Source organism: Rufibacter roseolus (genome assembly GCF_017916365.1).
GTDB classification, from domain to species: domain Bacteria; phylum Bacteroidota; class Bacteroidia; order Cytophagales; family Hymenobacteraceae; genus Nibribacter; species Nibribacter roseolus.
On record NZ_JAFMSU010000001.1, the window covers coordinates 1927159 to 1953436 of the forward strand.

General features: G+C 53.6%; 23 protein-coding genes. 14 read left to right on the forward strand and 9 right to left on the reverse strand.

Annotation, left to right across the window (positions count from 1 at the left end; genetic code table 11):
- Window positions 1–101 precede the first annotated feature (101 nt).
- Complete coding sequence (locus tag J3P35_RS07575) at window positions 102–713, forward strand: ribonuclease HII (RefSeq protein ID WP_210463722.1); 612 nt, start codon at window positions 102–104, stop codon at window positions 711–713.
- A 458-nt stretch (window positions 714–1171) separates the two neighbouring features.
- Here the strand turns inward: J3P35_RS07575 and J3P35_RS07580 are convergent, their stop codons facing one another.
- Both J3P35_RS07580 and J3P35_RS07585 read right to left on the reverse strand, forming a co-directional pair.
- On the reverse strand, window positions 1172–1615 hold the full coding sequence (locus tag J3P35_RS07580) for a response regulator (protein ID WP_210463723.1): 444 nt from the start codon (window positions 1613–1615) through the stop codon (window positions 1172–1174).
- Between the two features lie 43 nt (window positions 1616–1658).
- A complete protein-coding gene (locus J3P35_RS07585) occupies window positions 1659–3152 on the reverse strand; it encodes a sensor histidine kinase (RefSeq protein ID WP_210463724.1) in 1494 nt (497 codons plus the stop codon).
- 489 nt (window positions 3153–3641) lie between these two features.
- On the opposite strand from J3P35_RS07585, the gene gcvT reads away from it, so the two are divergent.
- Both gcvT and J3P35_RS07595 read left to right on the forward strand, forming a co-directional pair.
- Complete coding sequence (gene gcvT / locus J3P35_RS07590; RefSeq protein ID WP_210463725.1) at window positions 3642–4736, forward strand: glycine cleavage system aminomethyltransferase GcvT; 1095 nt, start codon at window positions 3642–3644, stop codon at window positions 4734–4736.
- A gap of 169 nt (window positions 4737–4905) precedes the next feature.
- The gene (locus J3P35_RS07595; protein WP_210463726.1) at window positions 4906–5619 is read left to right on the forward strand and encodes a 2-phosphosulfolactate phosphatase; all 714 of its coding nucleotides are present in this window, start codon (window positions 4906–4908) and stop codon (window positions 5617–5619) included.
- 108 nt (window positions 5620–5727) lie between these two features.
- Here the strand turns inward: J3P35_RS07595 and J3P35_RS07600 are convergent, their stop codons facing one another.
- The 3 genes from J3P35_RS07600 to dtd all read right to left on the reverse strand — a co-directional run bounded on the left by J3P35_RS07600 (window position 5728) and on the right by dtd (window position 7693).
- Window positions 5728–6573: a DUF2490 domain-containing protein gene (locus J3P35_RS07600; RefSeq protein ID WP_210463727.1), complete on the reverse strand. Its 846-nt coding sequence runs from the start codon at window positions 6571–6573 to the stop codon at window positions 5728–5730.
- A gap of 191 nt (window positions 6574–6764) precedes the next feature.
- On the reverse strand, window positions 6765–7091 hold the full coding sequence (locus J3P35_RS07605; protein ID WP_207435594.1) for a nucleotide pyrophosphohydrolase: 327 nt from the start codon (window positions 7089–7091) through the stop codon (window positions 6765–6767).
- 149 nt (window positions 7092–7240) lie between these two features.
- Entirely contained in the window at window positions 7241–7693 is a 453-nt protein-coding gene (gene dtd, locus J3P35_RS07610; RefSeq protein ID WP_210463728.1) for a D-aminoacyl-tRNA deacylase, read from the reverse strand.
- A 231-nt stretch (window positions 7694–7924) separates the two neighbouring features.
- Between dtd and J3P35_RS07615 the strand changes: the two genes are divergently transcribed.
- The 6 genes from J3P35_RS07615 to J3P35_RS07640 all read left to right on the forward strand — a co-directional run bounded on the left by J3P35_RS07615 (window position 7925) and on the right by J3P35_RS07640 (window position 16895).
- The gene (locus tag J3P35_RS07615; protein WP_210463729.1) at window positions 7925–10627 is read left to right on the forward strand and encodes a hypothetical protein; all 2703 of its coding nucleotides are present in this window, start codon (window positions 7925–7927) and stop codon (window positions 10625–10627) included.
- Between the two features lie 157 nt (window positions 10628–10784).
- Window positions 10785–11396 (forward strand): YceI family protein, encoded by a 612-nt coding sequence (locus J3P35_RS07620; RefSeq protein ID WP_210463730.1) that lies wholly within the window; start codon window positions 10785–10787, stop codon window positions 11394–11396.
- A 239-nt stretch (window positions 11397–11635) separates the two neighbouring features.
- On the forward strand, window positions 11636–12340 hold the full coding sequence (locus J3P35_RS07625; protein WP_210463731.1) for a TetR/AcrR family transcriptional regulator: 705 nt from the start codon (window positions 11636–11638) through the stop codon (window positions 12338–12340).
- 9 nt (window positions 12341–12349) lie between these two features.
- Window positions 12350–14074 (forward strand): peptidase domain-containing ABC transporter, encoded by a 1725-nt coding sequence (locus J3P35_RS07630; RefSeq protein ID WP_210463732.1) that lies wholly within the window; start codon window positions 12350–12352, stop codon window positions 14072–14074.
- Window positions 14071–15447: an HlyD family secretion protein gene (locus tag J3P35_RS07635; RefSeq protein ID WP_210463733.1), complete on the forward strand. Its 1377-nt coding sequence runs from the start codon at window positions 14071–14073 to the stop codon at window positions 15445–15447. The genes J3P35_RS07630 and J3P35_RS07635 overlap by 4 nt, the downstream gene beginning before the upstream one ends.
- A complete protein-coding gene (locus J3P35_RS07640) occupies window positions 15444–16895 on the forward strand; it encodes a TolC family protein (RefSeq protein WP_210463734.1) in 1452 nt (483 codons plus the stop codon). The genes J3P35_RS07635 and J3P35_RS07640 overlap by 4 nt, the downstream gene beginning before the upstream one ends.
- Before the next feature lie 156 nt (window positions 16896–17051).
- On the opposite strand, the gene corA is transcribed toward J3P35_RS07640, so the two are convergent.
- Together corA and J3P35_RS07650 are read right to left on the reverse strand one after the other, a co-directional pair.
- Window positions 17052–18191, reverse strand: a complete 1140-nt coding sequence (corA, locus tag J3P35_RS07645; protein ID WP_210463735.1) for a magnesium/cobalt transporter CorA — start codon at window positions 18189–18191, stop codon at window positions 17052–17054.
- Window positions 18192–18332: 141 nt separating this feature from the next.
- Window positions 18333–18926 (reverse strand): IMPACT family protein, encoded by a 594-nt coding sequence (locus J3P35_RS07650; RefSeq protein ID WP_210463736.1) that lies wholly within the window; start codon window positions 18924–18926, stop codon window positions 18333–18335.
- A gap of 160 nt (window positions 18927–19086) precedes the next feature.
- On the opposite strand from J3P35_RS07650, the gene J3P35_RS07655 reads away from it, so the two are divergent.
- From J3P35_RS07655 to J3P35_RS07675, 5 genes are all read left to right on the forward strand, one after another.
- On the forward strand, window positions 19087–19485 hold the full coding sequence (locus J3P35_RS07655) for a sugar 3,4-ketoisomerase (RefSeq protein WP_210463737.1): 399 nt from the start codon (window positions 19087–19089) through the stop codon (window positions 19483–19485).
- A 10-nt stretch (window positions 19486–19495) separates the two neighbouring features.
- Window positions 19496–20467, forward strand: a complete 972-nt coding sequence (locus tag J3P35_RS07660) for a peptidoglycan bridge formation glycyltransferase FemA/FemB family protein (RefSeq protein WP_210463738.1) — start codon at window positions 19496–19498, stop codon at window positions 20465–20467.
- A 188-nt stretch (window positions 20468–20655) separates the two neighbouring features.
- Entirely contained in the window at window positions 20656–21765 is a 1110-nt protein-coding gene (locus J3P35_RS07665; RefSeq protein ID WP_210463739.1) for a DegT/DnrJ/EryC1/StrS family aminotransferase, read from the forward strand.
- 125 nt (window positions 21766–21890) lie between these two features.
- The gene (locus tag J3P35_RS07670) at window positions 21891–23168 is read left to right on the forward strand and encodes an O-antigen translocase (RefSeq protein WP_210463740.1); all 1278 of its coding nucleotides are present in this window, start codon (window positions 21891–21893) and stop codon (window positions 23166–23168) included.
- Window positions 23165–24133 (forward strand): glycosyltransferase, encoded by a 969-nt coding sequence (locus tag J3P35_RS07675; protein WP_210463741.1) that lies wholly within the window; start codon window positions 23165–23167, stop codon window positions 24131–24133. The genes J3P35_RS07670 and J3P35_RS07675 overlap by 4 nt, the downstream gene beginning before the upstream one ends.
- Here the strand turns inward: J3P35_RS07675 and J3P35_RS07680 are convergent.
- Together J3P35_RS07680 and J3P35_RS07685 are read right to left on the reverse strand one after the other, a co-directional pair.
- On the reverse strand, window positions 24084–25520 hold the full coding sequence (locus tag J3P35_RS07680; RefSeq protein WP_210463742.1) for a N,N-dimethylformamidase beta subunit family domain-containing protein: 1437 nt from the start codon (window positions 25518–25520) through the stop codon (window positions 24084–24086). The two genes, J3P35_RS07675 and J3P35_RS07680, sit on opposite strands and share 50 nt — an antisense overlap.
- The gene (locus J3P35_RS07685; RefSeq protein WP_210463743.1) at window positions 25507–26253 is read right to left on the reverse strand and encodes a class I SAM-dependent methyltransferase; all 747 of its coding nucleotides are present in this window, start codon (window positions 26251–26253) and stop codon (window positions 25507–25509) included. Before J3P35_RS07685 ends, J3P35_RS07680 begins: the two co-directional genes overlap by 14 nt.
- Window positions 26254–26278: the final 25 nt, after the last annotated feature.

Below are 26278 nucleotides of genomic sequence, written 5' to 3' on the forward strand. Positions count from 1 at the left end.
CGCTTAATTTAATGAGATATATCTAAAAGGAGCTATACATTCCGCGAATTATTTGCCTCCTTTGCCTGTTTTGTATTGAGAATTGATAAAAACGTCTTACAATGCTGATTGCAAATCATAGCGGTAAATTGCTGGAGGTAGGCCTGGATGAAGCCGGGCGCGGCTGCCTGGCCGGGCCCGTGGTGGCCGGGGCCGTGGTGCTGCCGCTGGATTATTCCCACCCGCTGCTCACCGATTCAAAATTGCTCACGGCCAAACAGCGGGAACAACTGCGGGAGGAGATCTGCCGCGAGGCCATCTATTGGGCCGTGGCCGAGGTGAGTCCGCAGGAGATAGACGAGATCAACATCCTCAACGCCTCTTTCCTGGCCATGCACCGCGCCACCGATCTGCTGAACATTTCGCCGGAGTATTTGCTGGTGGACGGAAATCGGTTTAATCCTTACAAGGAAGTGCCGCACGCCTGCATGGTCAAAGGCGACAGCCGGTTCTACAACATCGCGGCGGCCTCTATTCTGGCCAAAACCCACCGCGATGACCTCATGTGCGCGTTAGCCGCCACTTACCCGCAGTACAAATGGGAACAGAACGCGGGTTATCCTACCAAAGTGCACAGAAACGCCATCAGGGAGCATGGTACCACGCCGCACCACCGCCTGTCCTTCAAATTGCTGCCCGATGCAGAAGTTTCCATATTAGAGGAAATCCTGTAAGGTCTACTATCCTGTAGATTCTCCTATAACTCTGGTTCAAGTTTTAAACTTGGACCTACCTTGGGCTGAAGTTTGCAACTTCAGTGAGGCGACAGCCTCAGGAAAAATCAGGAAATAAATTATTTCTTTTTTGCCAGATAGAACTGCAATAGGCTACAAAAGAAGATGAGGGGTAGAAGTAGGTTCCTTTTGCCGCGAAACTTACTGTTAAATCATCAGGAAAGCCACTTTGAGGCTTTTAGCCTCACTGGAGTTGCAAACTTCAGCCCATAATAGGTCCAAGTTGAATACTTGAACCAGAGACATTCCAGAGACATTATGGATGCTAGGACCTTGAGTGGTCACTTCTAAGAGGAACCTCGGAAGCAGTATATAAAAGAAGCCGCGGGGCGTTTGGGAGCCGTTTCTGAGGAAACGGCTCCCAAACGCCCCGCGGCTTTTCCGGGGGATAAAAAAGGTTATTGGGGTTTCAGTTTGAGTAAATCCAGGAAAAGGCTGAAGCTGTCCAGGCTGGAGGCGCCGTCGTTGAAGGTGTCAAAGGTGAGGGGTTTTACAATGTAGCCGTTCACGCGCAGGTTCTGGGCGGCAAATCGGTCTGAGTCTTCGTTGGAAGTGGTCATGATGAACACGCTCATGTCTGAGAGGTACGGATCATTGCGGAGCTCTTCCAGAAACTCAATCCCGTTCATCTTAGGCATGTTGATGTCCAGCAGAATAAGGTTGGGCAATGGGTCTAACTTAGGTGTACCAGGCTCCCCCCGTAGCAAGGCCAGGGCCTCGCGTCCGTTCTTGGCTTTGTGTAGCGGCACCATTACCTTGATTTTCCGCAATTCACGCTCCACGCTCATGGCATCAAGGTAATCGTCTTCCACTAACAAAATACTTGGTTGCAATTCACTCATAGTTACTCTTTTGGTATTGGTAATTCTTCAAATATAAGGGTAATCAGGCTTCCTCCAAAACGCGGGTAGGCCAGGTGAAGGTAAAAGCCGACCCTTTTCCCAAAGTGGAAGTGACTTTGATGGTTCCCCCGCGGCGCTCAATGATCTTTTTCACGATGGCCAGACCCACGCCGGTACTTTCCACGGCATCACGCTCCTGCAAGGTCTGGAACAGCACAAATATGCGATCATGGTACTCTTCCTCAATGCCGGGGCCATCGTCAATGACTGAGAACTCATGGGCATCTTCCAGTTGCTGGTGCGTGACGGTCACGTTGCCGTGTTCTCGGTGGTGGTACTTGATGGCATTACTGAGCAGGTTGGAGAATACCTGCTGCAGCTCCACCTTGGCGCCCTGCACCACCGGTAGCCTTTCTGGCAAATGCACCTTGAAGCCCTGGGGTGGGTTAAGCATGTCAATGACCTCAAACAGCAGCGCCTGCACATCTACCATGCCTTCCTCGAGGTGGGACCGCCCAATGCGGGCCAGCGCCAGAATACCGTTGATGAGGTTCTCCATGCGGTGAACCCGCACGCGCATCATCAAAAGGTACTCCTGGATGTGAGAGGGAAGTTCCTTGCCCATATCTTCCTCCACCCAGCGCGAGGCGTTCTCTATGCCGCGCAAGGGGGCTTTCAAGTCATGGGATACCACGTAGGCAAACTGATCCAGTTCCTTGTTTTTGCTGTCCAGCTCCGTGAAGGTGTTGTCAATGGTGGAGGCCATCCGGTTCAGGGACTCAGAGAGGCGGGTGAGTTCGTCGTTGGCATCGTCCTCAATCTGGGTTTTGTATTCGCCGTGCGAGATCCGGTCGGCTAGGTTCACCATCTTTAAAATCCGGCGCGAGATAAGGCGGGTAATATAGTAGGCCCAAACCAAGCCCAGCATCACCGAGATCACCGTCAAAGTGGTGGAGATCCGGCGCGTATCCGCGATACTTTCAGCCAGGCGGGCATTGCGGGCTTCGCGCACCTTGTACTCAATGCTGTTAAAGTCCTTGAAATAAATCCGCATCTGGTCAGTGATGCGTTTCCCTTCCTCGTTGAGCACTAGAAAGCCGTGTTCCAGTTTCTGAATGCCGCGGTAGAGGTCTGAGGTTTTGTTTTCCTTGTCTTTCTCCTCAATCAGCAGCACGGCAAATTCATCGCGCCATTTCCGGTGCAGGTCTTCAATCTCTTTCACTCTTTTCAGCTGATCTGGGTTGTCCTTCATCAGTTTCTTGAGCAGGTCAAACTGGCCGGGGATTAGGGCCGCCGCCGAAAAATAAGGATCCAGGAAGGTGCGGTTGCCGGTAAGCAGATAGCCACGCATACCGGTCTCCATGTCAATGATGCTTCTCTGCAGCGAGGCCGACGTACGGGTGATGTTCTGGGAGTCTGACACGAAGGCCGAGTTGGAAATCACATCCTCAGAAAGGCGGTAATTGACAATGGCCACCGTGGTGAAGAGAAAGGAGATTAGAACGAAGCCGGCGAAGAGCTTGGTTGTTAGATTCATGTAATGTGTGCTAGGAGAGATGGAGACCACCTCCCAAGATAAATACAGAAACAGCCGCGCCTTCCTCTGCTGGAATGCCGGCTGTACAAAAGTAGATTTTTTGCGGTACTTACCCTCTCAAAGAAACCTGGGTGTATGGTGCAATCTACCCTGCCCAACTATTTGAGTCATCTTGATAATTGCTGCCAACCAGAACCTGAGGGCAGAAAAGTTATGTGTGATGACACCGGTGAACCTGGAACAGGGAAACTGAATAAAGAAGCAATACGGCAACGAGCCTAACGGGTTTTGTACGATCAGGGAAAGTACTATAAGTATGAAAAGAACTTGCTTTATGTTTTGGCCTTGTTTTCACCAAATCAGGCCAGAAGCGGTACCATCCTGGGGTTGGCCTGGTGCAAAGGCAAAGGCGGCGGCTTGGTTTAGAAACCCGCCTTTATTTTTATACTTTTGCCTTTCCTTAACCGATTCTTCCTAAACAACCCATACATGGAATTAAAGAAAATTGCCCTGAATGATGTGCACGAGGCCCTGGGCGCCAAGATGGTGCCTTTTGCGGGTTACAACATGCCGGTTCGTTACAGCTCTGACCTGGATGAGCACCACACCGTGCGCAAAGCCGTGGGGATCTTTGACGTGTCGCACATGGGCGAGTTCCTGGTTTCTGGTCCCCAGGCCCTGGACCTGATCCAGCGCGTGACCACCAACGATGCCTCCAAACTGACGCCGGGCAAAATCCAGTATTCCTGCCTGCCCAACCAGGAAGGCGGCATTGTGGATGACCTGTTGGTGTACTGCCTGGCCCCCGAGGAATACATGCTGGTGGTGAACGCCTCCAACATTGAGAAAGACTGGAACTGGATCAATCAATTCAACACCAACGGCGCCGAGCTGAAGAATATCTCCGATGAGATGTCTCTGTTCGCGGTGCAGGGCCCCAAAGCCGTTGATGCGTTACAGTCTTTAACGCCAGTAGACCTGAAAAACATGGTGTACTACACCTTTGACAAAGGCACCTTCGCCGGACAACCCGACGTGATCATCTCGGCCACGGGTTACACCGGTGCCGGCGGATTTGAGATCTACGTGCCCAACGAAAGCGCCAAAGAGGTGTTCCAGAAAATCATGGAAGCTGGGGCCGAATACGGTATCAAGCCGATTGGTTTGGGGGCCCGCGATACCCTGCGCCTGGAGATGGGCTACTGCCTCTACGGCAACGACATCACCGATTCTACCTCGCCGCTGGAAGCCGGTCTGGGCTGGATCACCAAATTCAACAAAGACTTCACCAACGCGCAGAACCTCAAAACCCAGAAAGAACAAGGCGTGAGCCGCAAGCTTATAGGCTTTGAGATGATGGAGCAGGGCATTCCGCGCAGCCACTACGAGATCGTGAACGCCGAGGGTGCCACCATCGGGGAAGTGACCTCGGGCACCATGTCGCCGTCGTTGGGCAAAGGCGTGGGTTTGGGTTACGTGCAGAACGAGTTCACCGCTCCCGGCAGCGAGATCTTCATCAAAGTGCGTAACAAGCAGCTCAAAGCCCAGGTGGTGAAACTGCCTTTTTACAAACCAACTGTGTAAGTTCTGAGTCTTGAGTCATGAGTCCTGAGTTGAAAACTGATTTTGTTTACGGCTCAAGACGCAGAACCTTTCATTGGCGTTTAGCGGCTGTTTTTCCAAGAACAGCTCCTAAACGCCAAATTTTTTAAAGACTCAGGACTCATGACTCAAGACTCAGAACTCTTTTCCCATGCCTTCTTTAGATGTCTGTTTCAGCCCCGAGCTGTTGCACCTGTATAATTTAACCGGCAAGATTGCCGTAGTTGTGGATGTGCTGCGGGCCACGTCCAGCATGGTGACCGCGCTTTCGCACGGCGTCGCCCACATTACCCCCGTGAGTGAATTGGAGGCTTGCCTCGCTTACCGTGACCAAGGATACCTGGTAGCCGCCGAGCGTGAAGGCCTCAAAGCCGATGGGTTCGACCTGGGCAATTCCCCGTTCCATTACCTGGAAGAAGACCGCACCGGTCGTTTCCTGGCTATCACCACCACCAACGGCACCAAAGCCATGCGCCTGTCCAGTTCCGCCGATGAAGTCCTGGCCGGCGCTTTCCTCAACGTGGGCGCTATCGCTGATTACGTGCGCAAAGCCGGCAAAGACGTGGTAGTGGTCTGCGCTGGTTGGAAAGGCCTTTTCAACCTGGAAGACACCCTGTTTGCCGGCGCCCTCGCCGATCGTCTGCAAGGCGAATTCACCTTCGACCACGATGCCACCCAAGCCGCCTGGCACCTCTACACCACCGCCAAACCAGACATGATGGGCTTCCTGGCCAATGCCTCGCACGTGCAGCGCATGAAACGCCTGGACATCCTCAAAGACACCGAGTTCTGCCTGCAGGAAGACGTGTACACCGTAGTGCCCGTCCTGAAAGGCGATTTCCTGGTGCCCGCCGAGCTCGCGTAAACACCAAGAGAAATGCTCTTGTGCCTTGTCTCTGTTTTCGGCCCGATTTCTTTAAATCAGCCCGAAAACAGAAACAAGGCATTTTTATTTGAGTGGAAAGCGCCTGCGTTAATCCGCAGCATGCCTTCCGAAGGGATCTTGCAACTGCACATCAAAGGCCAGGTAGGAGGTTTTGTGCCCATGCGGCTTAAACTGCTCCATCAAGCCAAGATCCACGCTGAGCGACGAATGGGCGAACACGTGCCGGAAATATAGGGATAAGCGGTCCTCGGTGAAATGGTAGGTTGACCAGATGTTCTCCGGGCTTTTATCCGTCACCGTCAGGAGTTCGTTTCCCCCGATCAAGAAATTACTGTGTGGCTGGTTCAAGGGAATACTGGCCTGCGCCTTCAACCTTATCCTGATTTCCTCGGGCGTTGCGAGGGGCGTAGCAGAAGACTGATAAAACGTGCGCCACTCCGGCCGGAAGGTGTAGGTCATGACCACCTGCCTCAGATGGTGTTTGTATTGGAGCCGGCTGTAAAAGCGTACTTCCTTCTTATGGGCCGGATTCTCCAATTCAAAAGGAGCCTCCTCGGAATACTCATTCTGCCGCCTGAAACTTCCCGCCACGGAGAGCTGCCAGTGAGAGGTTAAGCCGTAGCCTACTTCCTCGTTTAGTACTAGCAAGCCCTGCTTCTTGAACAAGGCCCAATTATCTGGGTCGCTTTCCCGGGCCATCCCAACGTAGGTGCTGGACACCCATCGCGATCCCAGATGCTGCGTCAACCCGATGGCTCCCCAACTGACGCCCTTGGTGGAGCCAACCCCCGGCGGCGAAATCTGGGCCTGCGCCGAGCCGATGAAAAGAATAAACAAAATCGCTGATAATCCCCGGCGGAGATAGGTAAAACGTGCCGAGACGCGGCAAAGGAAAGTAGGGGAGGTGTAGGAGGAGGTGAGGGTTCTTAACATAGTTTCTTTCAGTTAGGAGGTTATCTCAAGGACCTTGCAAAGTCTGGTCAAAGAGACAGCCCAATACTGGAAGAAATTGGGAAGAGGAAAATAAGCCTCGGTCTGAGGAATTGCCCGCCAAGGCAAAATGCGTTTTGGGTCTGCTTGTTAGAAAACAGGCCCAAAACGCATTTCTGTTTATGGAGTGAGGTCTACCGCAGTTTGGGGTTGTTCTGGTGCCGGTCTTTGTCGCGGGAGGTGCGTTTCTCCATGCCTTTGGCAAAGGCCTCGGTGAGGTTCACGCCCGTCTGGTTCGCCAGCGCGATGAGCACAAACAACACATCGGCCATCTCCGCACCCAGGTCCACGTCCTCGTCGCTCTTTTTGAACGATTGGTCGCCATAGCGCCGCGCGATGATGCGGGCCACTTCACCCACTTCCTCGGTGAGAATAGCCAGGTTCGTCAGTTCGGAGAAATACCGCACGCCCACATCTTTGATCCAGGTATCTACCGCTTGTTGTGCTTCTTCTAAGGTCATGTTTTTAATGTGCTAATTAGGAAATGTGCTAATGTGCTAATTGGGGAATGTGATGAGGTGTTGATGAAGAGTGTTTTAAGGCTGTTTCTCAGAAAACAGATTGAAAACAGAGCCAGAAAAACAATCAACAATAAACAACTAACAATCAATTACTCCCTGTTTTGCGAGTCAATGGTGATGGTCACGGGGCCGTCGTTGACCAGGGCTACTTTCATGTCGGCGCCGAAGATGCCGGTGGGGACTTCTTTGCCTAGTTCTTTTTTGAGCATCTGGTGGAACTGCTCATACAGCGGGATGGCCACGGTGGGCGGGGCGGCGTTGATGTAGGAGGGGCGGTTGCCTTTCTTGGTGAGGGCATACAGCGTGAATTGGCTGATAAGTAAAATGCCGCCGTTCACGTCCTGCACGCTCAGGTTCATCTTGTCCTCGGCATCAGAGAAAATCCGGAGCTGCACAATCTTCTTGGCGGTCCAGGATAGGTCCTCTGCGGTGTCTGAATTGGTGAAGCCAGCCAGCACTAGCAGGCCCTGGGCAATGTGGCCGTTCTTGTTTCCTTCAATGGTGACGGATGCCTCAGACACCCGCTGAATCACTACGCGCATAATCAGTAATTAAGAGGAAGGACAACTGGTTGGTTTCACAAGGTTTTAAGGAAAAGGGGCTAAAAAAACATTCACTCCTTCTCGCAATCACTCCTTCACTCATTCCTAAAAGGGGCAAGTTAAAAAGAAAACCCGCAGCCATCGCGCTCAAGCGCACATTCTTCATTTTATAAGAATAGAAAGCTGAAGCAGACGTTTTTCCATTATTTTTGTGTTCCTAACCCTTCAAGGATGCCGAAAAAGACGATTTACTGGCTGTGTGGTGTGGTGGTGCTGTTGGCGCTGGGCTTCTATGGGTACTCAAAATGGACGGAGGCACGCGAAAAGGTGAGCCTCTGGACGCTGGTACCCGACAATGCCGTTTTTGTGGTGGAAACGAACAACGCCCCCCGGTTCCTGGATCATTTGCAACAGACAGACCTGTGGGCCACGGTTTCCCAGATGCCCTACGTGCTGCGCCTGGACGATCAATTGACCCAACTGGACAGTCTTTCTACCGGCCGCTCGCCACTTCGTAATTTCCTCACCAATAAGAATGTATTAGTGTCCATGCACGTGATGGGCCGCACCGAGTATGACCTTGTCTATTACGTGCCGGTGAGCACCGTGGCGCAACACCGCTACATCCGTACGTTGGTGGAGAACATGTCTAAGTCTGGTTTGTACCGGCAGGAGATGAGGGAGTATCAGGGTTTCCAGATCACTGACATCATCCACCAGAACGACAACGACAACCTCTCTTATTTCAGCTACCATAATAACCTGGTCATCAGTCCCAGCCCGGTGCTGGTGGAGGAGATCATTAGAAAGATCAACCGTGGGCAACTGGAGTCGCCGGCCAAGGACTACAAGAACACCAACTACCTGAGCCAGCCCGATGTCTACGCCAACGTCTTCATCAACTACCAGCACGTACCTGATCTGTTGGGCGTTTTCCTCAAGAAAGACCTCCTCGCCGATGTGAACCTGCTCAGCAGCCTTTGCCGCAACAGCATGTTGCAGTTAAAACTAGACAACAACCGGCTGTTCATGAACGGCTTCTCGCGACCTGAGACCGTGGAAGGTTCTTTGTACAGTCGCATCCAGGGGCATGAGGCCAAGAAATTCAGCCTAAAGGAGGTGCTGCCAGAGCGGGCGGCCATTGTGCTGCACCTGGGTCTAAACCAGATGAGCACCCTCCGGAAAGAACCCGGCAAGCCGGAAGGCTCCTTCCTGGATTCGCTGTCCGGGTCTTTTTCCGGGGAGCTGGGCCTTTGTTACCTGGAAGCCTACGATACCAAGACCAGCCCTGAGAAAATCCTGTTCGCGCAGACGGCCAACCCGGGGGTGACCCAGCAGATGCTCAACCGTTTGCAGCCAGGCCAGACCGCCGGTACCGTGGAAAAGCACGGCCAGCACACCATCAGGCTACTCACCGCCAAGGAACTGCCGCAGCAATTGTTCGGGGACCTGTTCAAGGGCTTTGAGCAGACCTATTACACCACCCTGCAGAACTACATCCTCTTCACCGATGACGTGGCCACCATGCGCGCGTTGCTCACCGAGGTAGAGGAGGGGAAGGTCTGGAACAAATCGGCTGCGCTGGAGCCTTTGCTCAATGAGTCGCAGCAGACAGACAACATAGGGTTGTTCATTAACACGAGCCACGCCTGGAACCTGCTTTTGCGCTCCATGAGCCCCGAGCAGCAGGTGAGTCTGCTCCGTAATAGCGCTATCATCAAGAAATTCAACTATTTTAGTCTGCAATTCGGCGCCGCCGATAACCAGTATTACACTAGTTTCCTTTTGCGCCACCAGGAAGAGTCAAGGGTGAAGACCGTTTTGGCCAACCAGGGCATCAGGCAGGAAGAGACCTTTGACTTTAACAGCCGCCTTATTTCCACGCCGTTCCTCACGCGGTTTGTGGTAGACAACAGCAGCGAGATTGTGGTGCAGGACTCGGCGCTGGTGCTTTACGGCGTGGGCGCAGACCGCGGCCGCCGCAACTGGAGCGATACGCTCAACTCCCGCATTATGGGGCCGGTGCTCCAACTGCCCTACGGCCAGGACAAGCGCCTGAAGTATTTCTTCGCCACTGCTAACAGCCTGCACTGTATTGACAAAAACGGCACCGAAGAGGAGAACTTCCCTTTCATTCTAGGAGACTCCATCAGGTTGCAGCGCCTCACCGTGTTTGACTACGACAAAACCGGAGATTACCGCCTCGCTGCGGATGATAACCTGGGCAACCTCTTCATCCTGGACATGCAGGGGAACCTCCAGTCTGGTTGGAACCCCATGCGCCTGGACGGCCGCCTGGCTGCGCCGCCGCAGCACGTGAAGGTGAACGGCCGCAACGTGATTATGGTGGCGCTGGAAAACGGCTTCATCTACGCCTTTGGAACGCAGGGCGAGCCTTATCCGGGGTTCCCCATCAACCTGAACGCGAGTCTGCGCTCGGGGCTATTCTCTAAATTGGGCATCTCTTTCCGGCGGTCGCTCTTCACCACGGTGACGCAGGGCGGCGAGATCATCACCTTTGACTTGACCGGCGAGGTAACCCGGCGCGAACAGCTCCTGCGCCCCAGTAGGAGCAGCACGTTCAAAATGATACCCGAAGAAGGAGGGAAGTCGTTTATCATTGCCCGCTCAGACCCGGGCCGCGTGGCCTTGTTTGGGCAGGACGGAAAACTCTTGCTGGACCGCCGCTTCGTGACGTCCTCGGCCAAAGAGGTGCAGTATTTCCATTTCGGGGGAGACCGCAAGCTGTACGTGATCTGGGAAACCGGGCCACGCAAAGCGTACTTGTTTGATGTGCAGGCACAGCCGCTGGGCAATGACCCCATCAATACCAGCTATCCGGTAACGGTGCGCTACAACGAGGTGCAGAACCAGTACACCATCTTCTCTACCTACAACAAACTGCTGCAGAAAACGGTGGTGCAGGGCCGCTAAATTCCTGCTCCTTCATTTTTTCTGCTTTCTGTTTCCGGGCCGTTTTTCCGTTATCGGCCCGGAAATGAAAAAAGATGAAAATATTTTGAACTTAAATGTATGTATATACATTAATTGTCTATACATTTGCAGCACTTAAACACTAAGTCAAAAAGAAATGAAACTGAGAAACACAGTACTATTGGCGCTGGTAGCGTTAGTAACATTTGCCTTCGCTGGTAAAGGCGTTAATTACAAAGTGGTAACCAACCAGTCTAAAGTGAACTGGAGAGGCACCAAAGTAACAGGTGAGCACTCTGGCGCGATCAACGTAGCCGAAGGTACCCTGAACAGCGACGGAAAAAACATCTATGGTGGTACATTCACCATTGACATGAACTCCATCACCTGTACTGACATCACCGATGCCAAGATGAACGGTAACTTGGTAGGTCACCTGAAGTCTGATGACTTCTTCGGTACTGCCAAACATCCAAAGGCTACCCTAGTGATCACTAAAGTAACCCCTTCTAAAACCAAAGGCCAGTACCTGGTGAATGGTGATTTGACCATCAAAGGCATCAAAAACCCAATCCAGTTCCCGGCTACCATCGCGCACGCCGGTAACCAGATCAAAGCCAAAGCCAACATCAAAGTAGACAGAACCAAATATGACATCAAATATGGTTCAGGTTCTTTCTTTGACAACCTGGGCGACAAAGCCATCAGCAACGAATTTGAACTGAACGTTGATTTAGTTGCTCAGAAAGACTTAGTAGCCAAGAAATAAGCTTACCCGTTTTTCATGATTGTTTGCCCCGTGGCAAGAGCGAAAGCTCCCCACGGGGCATTTTTCATTTTAGCCCAATTTATTGGGCTTTCCTCGTTTTCAGGGTCTTTTTCTTATTTCTCAGCCAAACAGGATTTCTTTTGAAAACAGAAATGAAGTAGTAACTGTTCTATTGATGATAGTATTGCTATTATTTCAAAGAGTGTTTGTATATTTGGGCAGGATTTACGGATACAACCATGAGCGCTACCATTACCATCAAGTTAAACGAGAAGCTGTTCCTGCGGGACCCTGAACAAACGGAACTGGGCAAAGCCATTGTGAAAGAAAGCATCAGGCTGATTGATGAACTTGGCTTTGAGCAGTTCACCTTCAAAAAACTGGCCCAGCAGATTACGTCCACGGAGGCATCGGTGTACCGGTACTTTGAGAACAAGCACAAGCTGTTACTCTACCTGGTGTCCTGGTACTGGAACTGGCTGGACTACCGCATCAGCTATCATACCCACAATGTGACCGATGCTGCGGAGCGACTGCAGGTATTCATCAAGATTCTGGCGGCTGATCCTATGAAAGAGCCGTTGACCACCTTTTTTGATGTGGAAGCACTGGCCCGCATTGTGGTGCTGGAGGCCTCCAAAGCCTACCTTACCAAAGAGGTGGATAATGATAACCGGGCTGGCTTGTTCCGCGACTACAAGAGCCTGTGCCACAAGATGGCGCTGGTGGTGCTGGAAATAAACCCTGAGTACCCATATCCGCATGCCTTGGTGAGCACTCTTTTTGAGACTACCCGTAAGCACCTGTTTTTCGCCCAACATCTGCCCTCCCTCACCGAGGTGAAACTGGAGCAAGCCGGTTTGACCAGCCTCACCAGCTATTTGAACCACCTGGCTTTCTCGGCTATTGGTACTGCAGTTGTAAATACACAGTCAAAGGACTAAAAGAAAAAGATGAGCGAAATACCTGCAAAAAGAAGTCCCCTTAGCCGCTTCCTCGAGCTGCTGGCCTCAGAGAAAAAAGTGATCGGCTTCATTTACCTCTATGCCGTCTTTTCGGGGCTGGTCAACCTGTCTTTGCCGCTGGGCATTCAGAGTCTGATTGGGTTTGTTTCCGGGGGGCAGTTGGTTACTTCGGTTTCGGTCCTGATTATTTTCATTGTGGTGGGGGTGCTGGTGGTGGGAGGCCTGCAGGTGATGCAACTTTCCTTAGTAGAACACATTCAGCAGCGCATTTTCGCGACCAAGGCTTTTCAGTTTGCTACCCACCTCACCAAGATCAAAGGAAGCCAACTGGCTACCCAGAACCTGCCCGAACTCATGAACCGGTTCTTTGACGTGGTTTCCCTGCAGAAAGGTCTGGCCAAAATGCTGACCGATTTCTCGGCGGCTGCCATCCAGATCTTGTTTGGGCTCATTCTGCTTTCCTTCTACCATTCTTATTTCATTTTCTTCGGGTTGGTGTTGGTCTCGCTGTTAGTGTTGGTGCTGCGCCTCACCAGCCCGCAGGGAATGCGCACCAGTTTGGAGGAGTCTAAATACAAGTACCGGCTAGTGCATTGGCTGGAGGAGATGGCTCATAATATCTCGGTGTTCAAGTCGGCCTCCCACGAGAAACTCTCCCTGGAGAAGACCGACTATTACACCAGCGGCTATCTAAAGGCGCGGGATGCCCACTTTAAGGTCTTGATCACCCAGTACATCAGTTTTGTGGGTTTCAAGACCATCATTACGGCGGGCTTGCTGCTCATGGGAAGCCTGCTTCTGATCAATCAGGAAATCAACCTGGGGCAGTTTGTGGCCTCGGAAATCATCATCATTCTGGTCATCAACGCGGTAGAAAAACTGCTGGTGAAACTGGACGTGGTGTATGATGTGCTCACCAGCCTGGAAAAATTGGGTGCCGTTACAGATCTACCCATGGAAGAGGAAAAAGGCCTGGCCCGGGAGACGCCTTCCGGTAAACCGGGTGTTTCTCTGAAAGTGGAGGAGTTGACCTTCCAGTACGCGGTCTCTCCCAAACCTGCCCTGCGGGGTGTTTCCTTCTCCGTGAATGCTGGCGAGAAAGTTTGTCTGATGGGTTCTGAGGAGGCTGGAAGATCTACCTTGCTGCAGGTGATTGCCGGCATCTTAACCGACTATGAAGGCACAGTGGTCTGCAACGGTTTGTTGCTGCGGGACTATACCCCGGAGGCCATCCAGAACCAAACGGGATACTTTCTCTTCCCCAGCCTCTTGTTTGAAGGAACCATTCTGGAGAACATCTCCATGGGGCAGCCAGACGTGAAACTGGAAGATGTGCTCTGGGCGCTGGAGACTGTGGAGTTAACTGATTATGTTCATGCGCAGTCTCAGGGCTTGTATACGCCCATCCGCAGCCATGCACCCAATATTCCGGCGGGAGTGGCCCAGCGCCTGGCCCTGGCCCGCAGCATTGCCCGCCGCCCTAACCTGCTCTTGCTGGATTCCTTTCTGCCTAATGTCAACAAACATCTGCGGGAGCGGATAGGGAAGCGGCTGCTAGGGCAAGAAACCACCTGGACCGTACTTCTGATCTCTAATGATTCCGCCATTATGCGCCTGTGTAAGAGGGCTGTTGTATTGCGGAATGGCCGGGTGGAACGCGATGAAGTAGGTGAATTTACCAATGCCGAGGAGTTAACCAGTTTGATGTCATGATAAGGCAAGCGAAAAAATATCCGTTTACCCAAGAATTGGAGCAGTATGAATCTTTTCGGCTGGTAGGCAAGCCGCGGCTGGGCAAAAGCGTGGCGTATTGGTGCGTGGGGCTGTTCAGTCTCCTGTTTCTGGCCTCCTGGCTACCCTGGACCCAGAATATCCGCTCTGCGGGTAGCGTCACCACGTTGCAGCCCCAGGATAGGCCGCAAACGGTTCATAGCACCATTGCCGGCCGTATTGAGCAGTGGCGGGTGCAGGAGGGGCAAAAAGTCAAAAAGGGCGATACCCTGGTACTGCTCTCCGAGATAAAGGAGAAATACTTTGACCCTCAGTTGTTGCCGCGCATGCAGGAGCAACTGCAGGCGAAGGAAGGCAGCCTTCAAGCCACCCAGGCCAAAGCCGAGGCGCTTACCCAGCAGATAGCCGCCTTGCAGGAAGGGCTCCAGTTCAGTCTGCAGAAAGCCCGGAACAAGGCCCGCCAGGCGTACCTGAAAGTCCAGAGCGACAGCGCGGATCTGGTAGCCATCAAAGCCGAGTATGAGGTGGCTCAGGCGCAGTTCGCGCGGCAGGAGAAACTGTATGCCCAGGGCCTGAAATCTTTAACCGAGCTGGAAACCCGCCGGCTGAAATTTCAGGAAGTCCGGGCCAAGCTGCAGAGCACCCAAAACAAACTGAGCATCAGCCGCAACGAGCAGCAAAACGCCCGCCTGGAACTAGCCTCTCTGCAGGCCGAGTACCAGGACAAAATCTCCAAAGCCCATTCTGACCTGAACGCCACGCTGGCCTACGTGAATGACACCAAAGGCGAGATCTCCAAGGTGAAGAATGAATACGCCAACACCCAGATCCGGAACTCCTTTTACCAGATCACGGCGCCGCAGGACGGGTACGTGGTGCGGGCCCTTAAATCGGGGTTGGGGGAGACCATTAAGGAAGGGGAAGCCGTGTGCAGCATCATGCCTGCTAATCCGCAACTGGCCGTGCAGCTCTACGTGCATCCCATGGATATTCCGCTGTTGGACGTGGGCCGGCCGGTGCGGCTCCAGTTTGAGGGGTGGCCCGCGCTGGTGTTCTCAGGCTGGCCCAACGTTGGATTCGGGACGTTTGGCGGAAAAGTGGCCGTCATCGATAACATTGACAGCCAAGGCAAATATCGGGTGCTGGTAGTGCCCGAGAACGCAGAAACTCCCTGGCCCGAGGCCATCCGGATCGGGTCTGGGGCTTATGGGTGGGCCATGCTCAATGACGTGCCCATCTGGTATGAGCTGTGGCGCCAGTTGAATGCTTTCCCGCCAGATTTCGTGGGAGCCGTGGACGGGGCACAAAAGGGCAGCGAAAAAGAGACAACATCTAAGGCAGAAGACAAGAAATGAAAGTGAAATTCGTCCTTCTCGTTTTTCTGATGGGGTGCCCGGCGGTCTTTTTCCAGGCAGCAGCCCAAAGAACTGACAGCACGGCCGTATTCACCATCCGCGATCTCATGGAGCAGCTGGTGGTGCATCATCCGGTGGCCCGGCAGGCGCAGCAGCTAACCGAGCAGGCCCGGCAGGAGGTCCGCATGGCCCGGGGCGTTTTTGACCCTGTTTTAGCGTCTAAGTACTATAACAAAGAACTGAGCGGCAAGAACTACTTCACCCTTTGGGACAATGTGCTTAAGGTTCCGCTCTGGGTAGGGGAACTCAAAGCCGGGTATGAGCGCAACAGCGGGGTCAATGTCAATGGAGAGAACATTACGCCTCCCTCGGGGCTGAGCTACTTTGGGGTATCGGTGCCGCTGGGCCAAGGCCTGTTGATTGATGAGCGGCGGGCCACGCTTCTGCAGGCCAGGCAGGCGCAGGACCTCGCTGAGGCCGATCGGGTGAAAATGATCAACAAATTATTGCTGGAAGCCGCCAAAGCTTACTGGGACTGGGCCGCTACTTATGAGCGTTGGCAACTGCTGGAGCAGGGCTTTCAATTGGCCCAAGTACGGTTGCAGGCCGTGAAGGAGCGGGTAATCCAGGGCGATCTGGCGGCCATTGATTCAGTGGAAGCTAAGATTGAGGTGCAGAACCGCCAAGCTCAGTTGCAGCAGGCCAGAACAGAATACCAGAACGCGGTTCTGGTGGTCTCCAATTTCCTGTGGGGCGAAAATGCTACGCCTCTGGAAATACCAGAGAATATCAGGCCTTCTTTGGTGGGTACCGAAACCGAACCTATGGCTTCTGATGCCCTTTCTGAATTGCTGGCAACTGCCCGGGAGCAGCACCCCGAGGTTCAGAAGCTGGAGATCAAGACCAGGCAACTGGAGGTGGAGCGCAGATTCACCCAAAACAAACTGCTGCCTAAGCTCAATCTGGAATATAACCTCATCGGGCCTGGGAATTCTCTAAGCGGTCAGTGGCTGGAGGGAGGGTATGCCTCCAATAATTTCAAAGTGGGAGCAAGTTTCAGTGTGCCGATTTTTTTGAGGCAGGAGCGGGGAAAGCTGCAGGTAACGCGCCTGAAACTGAATGCCACCCACCTGGAACTACAGCAAACCACTCGCGAGAACTTGAACCTGGTACAGGCGGCCTATAATGAGCGACAGATGCTGGAGGACCAGATTACCCTTCAGGAGCAAATCATTGCCAACAGTACCCTCATGCGGAACGGCGAACAACAGCGGTTTGAAAACGGCGAAAGCTCCCTGTTCCTGATCAACACCCGCGAATCGAATCTAATCACCCAGCAAATCAAGCTCTACGAACTAAAAGCGAAGTACGGCAAGGCCAAATACTACCTGCAGTGGGCCGCCGGTAACCTGAGCAGCACCTGGAACCCATTAGCCCGTGTTAGGTAGCATCCTGCAAAAGTGGTAGTTCTATTGGTGACTGCTTGAGGTCCTGAAAAGAGGCTAACTTGGAACTGCTTAGATGGAGCGTTTTCAGCCTCTCTTGCAGAAATTAACCTAAAAATAGCCGGAGTTAAGCCAGCTGATAAAGTCCGGTGGGGAGCATCACTGATTCGTGAGCCAGCCTTTGCGGTAGAAATAGTACACCATGCCCGAGACGATGACCGCCATCACGCATAGCAGCGTCACGTAACCATAGGGGTGGTAGAGCTCGGGCATGTTGAGGTAGTTGATACGGCCGTTGGGGTTCTCGCGCGAGAAGTTCATGCCGTACAGTCCCACAATGAAACTCAACGGAATGAAGATGGTGGAGATGATGGTGAGCACTTTCATGACCTCGTTCATGCGGTTGCTCACGTTGGAAAGGTACAGGTCTGTGAGGCTGCTGGTCGTTTCTTTATAGTTGTCTACCAGGTCCATGAGCTGCACGGCGTGGTCATAGATGTCCTTGAAGTAGATCTTGAGGTCCTGCGGAATAAGTTGCTCGTCCATGCGCATAATCTCGTTGATCTTGTCGCGCTCAGGCCAGACAATGCGCCTTATTTTCACCACCTCGCGTTTGAGATCCAGAATCTGGCTCAGGAGTTGTTTGCTGGGCTTCTGGAAAAGGCAGTCCTCCAGTTCCTCGGCGTACTCGCCCAGTTGGGCCATGGCCGGGAAATAATGATCCAACACCACATCCATAATAGCATACGCCAGGTACATGCTGGATTTCTTTCGGATGGCGCCTTTGCCCGCCTTGATCCGGTCCCGAAGTGGTTCCAGGCAGTCCTCGTAGTCGCTCTGGAAGGTGATCACGTAATTAGGTCCGGTGAAAATGGAGAGCTGGTCATCGTCAATTTTGTGGTCTGGCGTGAACTGAACCATGCGGGACACAATGAATAGCCGGTTGTGGTCTTCCTCCACCTTGGGCCGCTGGTAGTCATTGATCACGTCTTCCATCTGCAGCGGATGGATGTGGAAATCTTTCATGATTTGCTCCAGCAGCGCCACGCTGCCGTAGCCGCGCACGTCAATCCAGTGCCGGGCCTCCGGGGTTTGCTTAAACTCCCGCATCAGCGATTCATAATCTGTAAACTCCCGGGCCCCGTGCATCTGCTCATTGAAAGACATCAGGAAAAGTCGGGGCGCCAAGGCATCTGCCGAGATGGTCAGCGATCCTGGTTTCTGGCCTACGCTTCTTTCCAGAATGCTTTTAGGAGGCAGCTTTGACTTTTTAGACTTTGACTTAGGAAGAATGCGCATGTGGGTTTCTGGGTGTTGAGGTCTTAAGCGGATGCGGTAAACTGGATTTGATACGTAAACCGGCAAGGTACGGATAAGTCTGTTTCCGCGCTGTTTTTGCCGAAACAAGGTGTAAACGCCCGGGCAGGCAGGTTTCTTGCGCTAAGCCTCCAGCGTACCCCCGGCCTTATGCAGAAGCGTTTCAATCTGGGCGGCCAGGCTGGTGCGCACCTCCACCGTAAGGCGGCAATCCAGGTGGAAATCCTGCTGCCGCACCGGCAGGTCGAAGTCTTTGACCACCTTCATGATCTCGTTCATCTGCCCGTACCCAAACTGCACCGTGAGCAGCGCTGTTTCATGGCGTTCTATGACCTGAGCTCCTTCCAGCGCCTCAGCGGTGGCCGTTTTGTAGGCATGGATCAATCCGCCCACGCCCAGCTTCACGCCCCCGAAATAACGGATCACCACCACCAGCACGTTGCTCAACCCCAGCGACCTGATCTGTCCCAGAATAGGGTCCCCGGCCGAGTGATTAGGCTCCCCGTCATCGTTGGCGCGGTAGGTGGCCCGGTCGGCGCCCAGCAAATACGCATAGCAATGGTGCCGGGCATCAAAGTACTCTTTGCGCAGGGCTTGGAGGATTTCCTTGATCTCTTCCTCAGAGCGCACCGGGTAGGCCTTGGCGATGAACTTGCTGCCTTTCTCTTTGTACAGTCCCTCTACGGGCGCAGCGATGGTGCGGTAGGTGTCCTCCATGAAGGGTAAAATTACGAAAGGTTTTACAATGGGCGTAACGGCCGTTTCAATCCTCTTTTCCAGAAAACTGGCCTGAAACAACTTATGCGGTGGCGTTCATTTCCGGTCTGGCCCGGGAAGACGGTATCCATTTCCGGGGCTTTGCGTAACTTCGCCGATGATGATTCCAACTGAACCGTACCTGTTGCCGTTCCTGTGTTTGCCTGATGCCCATGGCACCCTGATTTCGACCCAAGACGAGAAAGGCTTGCCTTTCGCCGCCAAACGGATTTTTTGGGTTTTCGCCTCAAACCAAGGCGACGAACGCGGCGGGCACGCGCACCGCACCACGCAGGAGATTTTGGTGGTGGTACAGGGCAGCGTGAAAGTGGAAACCGAAACCGCCCAGGGAAAGCAAAGTTTTGAGTTGCAGACGCCCAGCCAGGGACTGTACATTCCACCGTTCTGCTGGATTGCCGTGCACCCTTCCCCCGGGGCCATCCTGTGCTGCATGACCTCCACCGTGTTTGAGAAAGCCGATTACATACGCGATTACGCCGAGTTCAAAAAACTGATTTAACCCCGAAGCGATGCCAGGACCCTTGGGAGCGACCTACGAGGCCAAATGCCTCACCAGCCCGGCGGAGCTTTCTGCCCTGCCTCCCTTTGCGTTTGAGGTGTTCCTGTACCTGCAACCAGCGCACGTGGCCCTGCAAGCCGGACCCAACTGGCAGGTGTTCGTTCTGGTGAACCACTCCACAGGTCAAGTGGTGGGAATAACTCATCTCTTCCGGGAGCAGGATTTAGCCCGTACCCCTTGGCGGGCTCCGTTCGGTGGCATGCAGCTGCACCAGGACGTCCCTGAAGCCGTGGCCCGCACGTTTCTGCAATACGTGCACCTGCACCTGCGCGATCAGAACGTGCAGCGCGTGCAGTGGCTGCAATGCCCCGATGTGTACGCCCCCGGCACCAACGAATGGATGCGCTCCGCCTTGCCCGCCTTCCGGTATTCCCTCCAGCACGACCAATGCAACCACCATATCCCAGTCACCGAGGCACCTTTCCAGAAGATCATTCATCCGTCCTTGAAACGCCGGCTGACCAAATGCCTGAACGCGGGATTCACCTTTCAGCAGGAAACCGTAGCGGAGTTGCCCGAGGCCTATGCGTTTCTCCAGCGTTGCCGCGAAGAGAAGCAGAAACCGCTCTCCTTGTCATTAGAGCAACTGACTCGCTATTTTGAGCTGTTCCCGGATAGGTACTTCCTGTTTACCGTCAGGCAGGGTCAGGAAGTGGCCGCCGTAGGCGTTGCCGTCCTGATCACCCCGGATCTCCTGAACCATCTGTACCCGGCCAGCCCCCGAAGCTTCAATGCCTACAGCCCCACCGTGCTGCTCAATGCCGGGCTCTACCATTTTTGCCAGACTCGCCACATCTCCATTCTGGACTTAGGCGTATCAGCGCCCGTAGACGAAAGCGAGGAAGATTACAGCGGGCTTTTCACCTTCAAGGAACGGCTGGGAGGGGTAGAATCTAGGAAACCCACTTTTTTGATGGAGTGAATAAGTGATAGCGAGAACGAGTGAATTGGGAAAAGTAGAAATTACCAAATTCGTCAAGCTGTTTTAGGGCTGTTTTTCTGAAACTGCTCTTAAAAAGGAATTTGCATCCTAACCCCACCACAGGTTTCTTTGCGCCAACATTTTCTCCGTCAATCAATCCATCATTCATTCGCTCATTTTCCCTCTCCATGCAGGTTCCTTTTTTCGCATTCCGAGATTTCCCCGCCGGACTACAGCAGCGTGTAGAACAGGCGCTGATAGAGGAATTGCGAAGAAACCAACTAATCTTGGGGCCCACAGTTACGGTATTTGAGCAGGAGTTCAGCCGGTTTTTAGGCGGCGGCGAAGTGATTGGCGTAGGAAATGGGTACGATGCCCTGGTGCTGAGTTTGAAAAGTCTGGGCGTGCAGCGAGGCGACGAGGTCTTGGTGCCGGCCAACGGGTACATCGCCACCATCAACGCGGTGCAGCAGTTGGGCGCTACGCCGGTATTTGCGGAACCAGACCCGCACTCCTTTAACCTGACCGCTGCCACTGCCGCGTCGGTGATTACAAGCAAAACCAATGTGATTCTGCCCATCCATCTGTACGGCCAGAGCTGCGAACTGGAAGAGCTGCTGCAGCTTTGCGAGGCAAACGGCCTGCACCTGGTGGAAGATTTCGCGCAGGCGCAAGGGGCCTTGTACAAGGGTAAACCGGTAGGTACGTTCGGGAAGATCAACGCCACCAGCTTTTACCCCACCAAGAACCTGGGCGCCGTCGGAGACGGAGGGGCAGTGGTCACCCAGGACGAAGAGCTAGCTCATTGGGTTCGGCAGCACCACAACTATGGTCAGTCAAAAAGGTATGAGTATGCACAGGTGGGCGTAAATTCCCGGCTGGATTCTTTGCAGGCTGCAGTGTTGCGGGAAAAGCTTGCCTGTTTAAATAAGTTGAACGCAGAGCGAAGAAGTTTGGCCCAGCGTTACCACCAGGCTCTGGCGAATGTTGGTGATATTACCCTTCCATTGCCTTCGTCTACTAATATTGAACACATCTACCATCTGTACGTGATCCAAACGGGGCGCCGGGATGCATTACAGCAGTACCTGGGACAGGGGCAAATCCAGACGTTGATTCACTACCCCATTCCGCCGCATTACCAGAAAGCGTACCAGCACTTGGGGTATAAAAAAGGCGATTTCCCAGTAGCTGAGAAGATGGCCCAAACTTGCCTCAGTCTGCCGCTCTTCCCCGGCATGACCCATGCGGAGCAGGACTACATAGTGGAGCAAATACAAAGATTCTTTGCCTCCTAAGCCACGTGTTCGCATACTGTTTCAAACCCGTTTTTCTGAAATCAGCGATAAACCAGATTCCGGAGTGTTCGCTTTGGGCAAGGGGGCAGCACCTGAATTAAAGGAATTTCTTCGTAGTTTGCGAAATGGCTCGAAAGCAGCACGTGCGGCAATTTTTGGGGAATTCAGTTTGGTCGGGGCTTTCCACAGTGGCCCGGGCGGGCAGTTCGCTTCTCATTAATAAGTTGTTCGCCGTTTATTACGGTCCGCACGGCATCACACTGCTGGCCCACTTCCAGAACCTCATTGCGCTGCTCACCACGCTGCCCAACAGCGGAGTCAACGTGGGCCTCATCCGCTACCTGGCCCAACACAAGCCTGATTCCTTAGAATACCGCGCCTATTTCTGGACCGGTCTGTTTCTGAATGCCGTCACCTTTCTGGGGGCTTTGGGGGGCATTCTGCTTTTCCCCGGTTTTTTTCTGGAGCGTTTTGGGGAGGAAATGCTGGCGCAGAGCAGCTCCTTTTCTCTCTGGGCGGTGTTGGGTCTGTTTGTGTTACTGTTGCTGCAGTTGTTCTGGCTCTCGGTGCTGCTGGCTCGCCAGGAGCTGCAGCCTTATGTGTGGTTAAGCTTGTTGACCAGCCTCATCAGCATTGCGGTGACTTGGTGGGCCGTAGGACGTCTGCACCTGACGATGGCACTGGTCCTGTTCCTGGTGGGGCAATCGGTGAGCGGATTGGTGGGATTGGGCGTGGTGCTCTATAAAGGATTGGTTCCGAGTTGGCAGGGAGCGTTGCCGAAAAGTGTGCTGCAAGACTTGGGCAAATTCCTGGTGATGGCGCTGTCCACACTGGTAGGTGCCAAGCTGGTGGATTTTGTGGTGCGCGAGATGGCCATTGAGCAGTTTTCTTTGGTAGAAACAGGCCTTTGGCAGGCAGTGGTGAAGATCTCCGATAGCTACACCATGGTGTACATTTCCATCTTGGGCATGGTTTACTACCCCAAAATAGCGGCGTTGTTGCCTCAACCCAAAGCCTTGAAGGAATACGTGAGAACCGTGTTTTTCCTTTTAGTGCCAACAGTAGGGGTGGGGTTACTAGTGTTCGGCGGACTTCGCGATTTTTTCATCCAGCTGCTGTTCCACCGGGATTTTCTGGCCGCCCGCGAACTCATGGACTACCAACTGCTGGGTGATTTCCTGAAGATGACTGCTTGGGTACTGTCGTATATTGTGACGGTGCAGGCCCGCGTGAAACTGTATATCTTCACGCAACTGGCCTCCGGGGTGCTGTATGTGGCGTTGGTGGCCTGGCTTATGCCTTTGCTGGGGGTGGAGGGTTTGCCCTTGGCGCATGCCCTTCGTTACGCGGTGTACCTGCTGTTCCACCTGTACCTGTTCCGGTCGTATTTCTTTGCGTCATGACTCCGCCTCTAGTTTCCATCATCTGCCTTTGCTATAATCACTCGGCTTTTTTGCGCGAGGCCTTGGATTCGGTATTGGCCCAAACGTATCCCAACCTGGATATCCTGGTGGTGGATGACCTGAGTACCGACCACAGCGTGGGGATTATTGAGGAGTACGTGCAAAGGTATCCGCAGATCAGGTTTATCCAGCACGCCAAGAACTTGGGAAACTGTGCCTCCTTCAATGAAGCGCTGCAGCTAAGCCAAGGCGATTTCATCATCGATTTTGCCACCGATGATGTGCTGCATCCTGAGCGGGTAGCCCGGCAGGTAGAGGCATTTCAACAGCTGCCAGCATCATACGGCGTAGTCTACACCGATGCCGAACTCATAGACGAGCAGGGTGCTTCGCTGGGCTTTTTCTACACCCGTTCTGCTGGCGGTAGTCTGTCTCCCGTGCCCGCCCAAAGCGAGGTGTTTGCCGAGGTGCTGGGCCGCTATTTCATCTGTCCGCCTACCATGATGATCCGTCGGCAGGTGCTGGAGGAACTGCATGGGTATGACCCCGCGCTGGCCTATGAAGATTTTGATTTTTGGTTAAGGTCGGCTCGTAACTGGCAGTACTATTTCCTGGACCAGCCTTTGTGCCAGCGCCGGATGCATGCGGCCTCTCTTTCCCGCAGAGTGTACCAAAAAGGAGATAAACAACTAGCCTCCACAATCAAAGTCATCCAGAAGGCGCAAAAGCTGGTAAGAACTCCTCATGAAAAAGAGGCACTGCGGAGGAGAATCCGGTACGAGGCCCGGCATGCGTATCTCACGGCCAATTACCCCGAGGCCACTCAACTTCTGCGCCTGCTGGAAGAAGAGCAGGGAATGACAGCCTTGTACCGACTTCTACAAGTGCTTACCCAAAAGCAGATCCCACTGCAGTTTATCCGGCGTTGGTATCACCGGTGGAAGTACGGGCGTACCGCTGCATAAAGTTCTGGATCAGTTTGGTGAAAACGGCATCGGTATCCAAGCCGGACCCGCTTTGGATAGACCCGGTGTTCAGAACGGCGTGGCTTTGCGAGAATTCCGTGAGGGAGATTTCCCCGCCGCCGGTGCCATCCCAGGCAGAGTCATTTTTCGCGTAGATGCTGGTTTCCCCTGCAGAGGCTTTGTTTAGGCCTTTGGCTAAAACCACGGTATTAGCAGGCGTGCTCCACATTGTTTTGTCGGCTTCATCGCCGCAGATGGGAAGACCGTCCAATCCTTTTTCTCCAAAGAGATCTCTTTCTTTTAGCTGAAGGCCAGTGAATAGCCAATGCGCAGGCTGCAGAACCTGGTACGATGCGAAGGTGCCCATGCCGGGTTCAGAGAACTGGGCGCCCAGCAGCTGCGCCTCTGGTTGGGGAGTGTGGCGCCAGAGACTGCCTCGTTTGGTCTCGTTTTGGAAAAAAGACCCGTTTTTCCGGCACTCTAGTTGGGTGAAATCCTGGTGCCATCTTACCTGCCAGTAAACCTGGTTTCCGCCCAGAGCCAAGAGAGACTTTCTCTGATTCAAAACCAAATCCCTCAGTCCCGCATACATCTTCTCCGAGAAATATTCAGCATGGTAAGCCAGCACGAAGACCTCGTACCCGCGGAGCAATTCCGGGTGAGCTTCCAGGTAGAAATCGGGGTAAAGGTCTGCGTTGTAGTGGTGGGAAAACCAGTGGAAAATATGTGCCTCTATGTGGAGGTTGTGTTGCAATGGATTAGTACAGGCGTAGGAAAGGGCCGTGTTAGGGCGCAGAGCAGAGACAAAAGGCGCATAGCCTTCGCCTAGGGCATTGCGGTATAATGATTGGCCGCCGTAGGCATTGTACGCGAGCCAGGTGGTCACCGGGGCCAACACCGCTACTTTAGAAGAAGGGGCGGAGGAACCCACCAGGAAATGGATCTCAGCAGACTTTTCCACGGCAGGATTGGTGAGCAAAGCCCGATAATAACCCACAGCAGTGGAAGAGGGCAATTCAAAAGTCCAACCGATGGTCCAGTGGCAACCTTCCTGAGCTTCGTTTAGGGCCTCTTTTTGAAAAATCGAATCAAAAGTAAATTCAGCTACTTCCTTCCAGGTTTCATCGGCCACGTACCGCTGTAACCTGAGGTGGTTGCCGGGATGAAGGGCTTTGAGGTGGAAGAAAACGGTCTGCCCGGGAAGATAGAAAAGCTTGTCGGTGTAGCCTTCTAAGGGTTGCGGTACCATATCCGGGGTGACCTCGTCAACAGGCATGGCGGGTTTGGGCCTGAGGCGCCAGGCAAAATGCTTCAAGGGACCCACCGTTTTAAGTAGGAGCGGAGAGAGCGCCGGGAAAAGCTGGCTTACCCTTTTACTTAGCCTCATGAACCTGCGGCGTAGCGACAAAGATGAGTTCTCCCTTACCCAGACCCAGCCGGGCTTGTTCCTCGGGAGAGCGGGAAAGGGCGTACTCCACGGCCTCTACCGCAAAGCCCTGCGCGGCTACCCGCTTCCCGAAATCCTGGCCGTAGTTCCGGTACCTATCGGCTTGGCCGTAGGCCTGCAGGCGCTGCTGCGGCGTGATAGCCTCGGTCTTTTCAAGGGTGTGGGCGTGTGGGTGCAGGCGGGCCTGGAGCAGCAGCTGGCCATCGGACTTTAGCACCCGGCGGAGTTCCTGCAGCGCTTTTTGGTCATCGGGTACGTGGGCCAGCACGTGGGAACAGAGAATCAGGTCGAAGGTATTGTCTGAGTAGGGCAAGGCCTGGATGTCTACGTGGTCCATGGCCACCGGTGAGGTAAGGTCGGCGCTTCGGTAACGGAGGTTCAAGAGGCTTTTCAGGCGCGTCTGCAGCATCGGCTCCGGAGCCATGTGCAGCACCTCCAAGGACCTTTCCCTGATTTTGACCTTTTCCTGCAAAAACAGCCACAAAAGGCGGTGCCGCTCCACGGTGTGGCACTGTGGACAAAGGGCCTGCGCCCGGCGTTCACTCCCGAAGGGTAGAAACGTGCGGAAGGAGCCTTCGCAGATGGGGCAGTACACCTTGCTACCGGCGTAAAGCCAGCCTCTGGAAAGCCAGTAAAGCTTTCTTAACGTAAGCCGGGCTTGGGCGGGTAGCATTTTCTTTAACAGGGGCACAGGCATA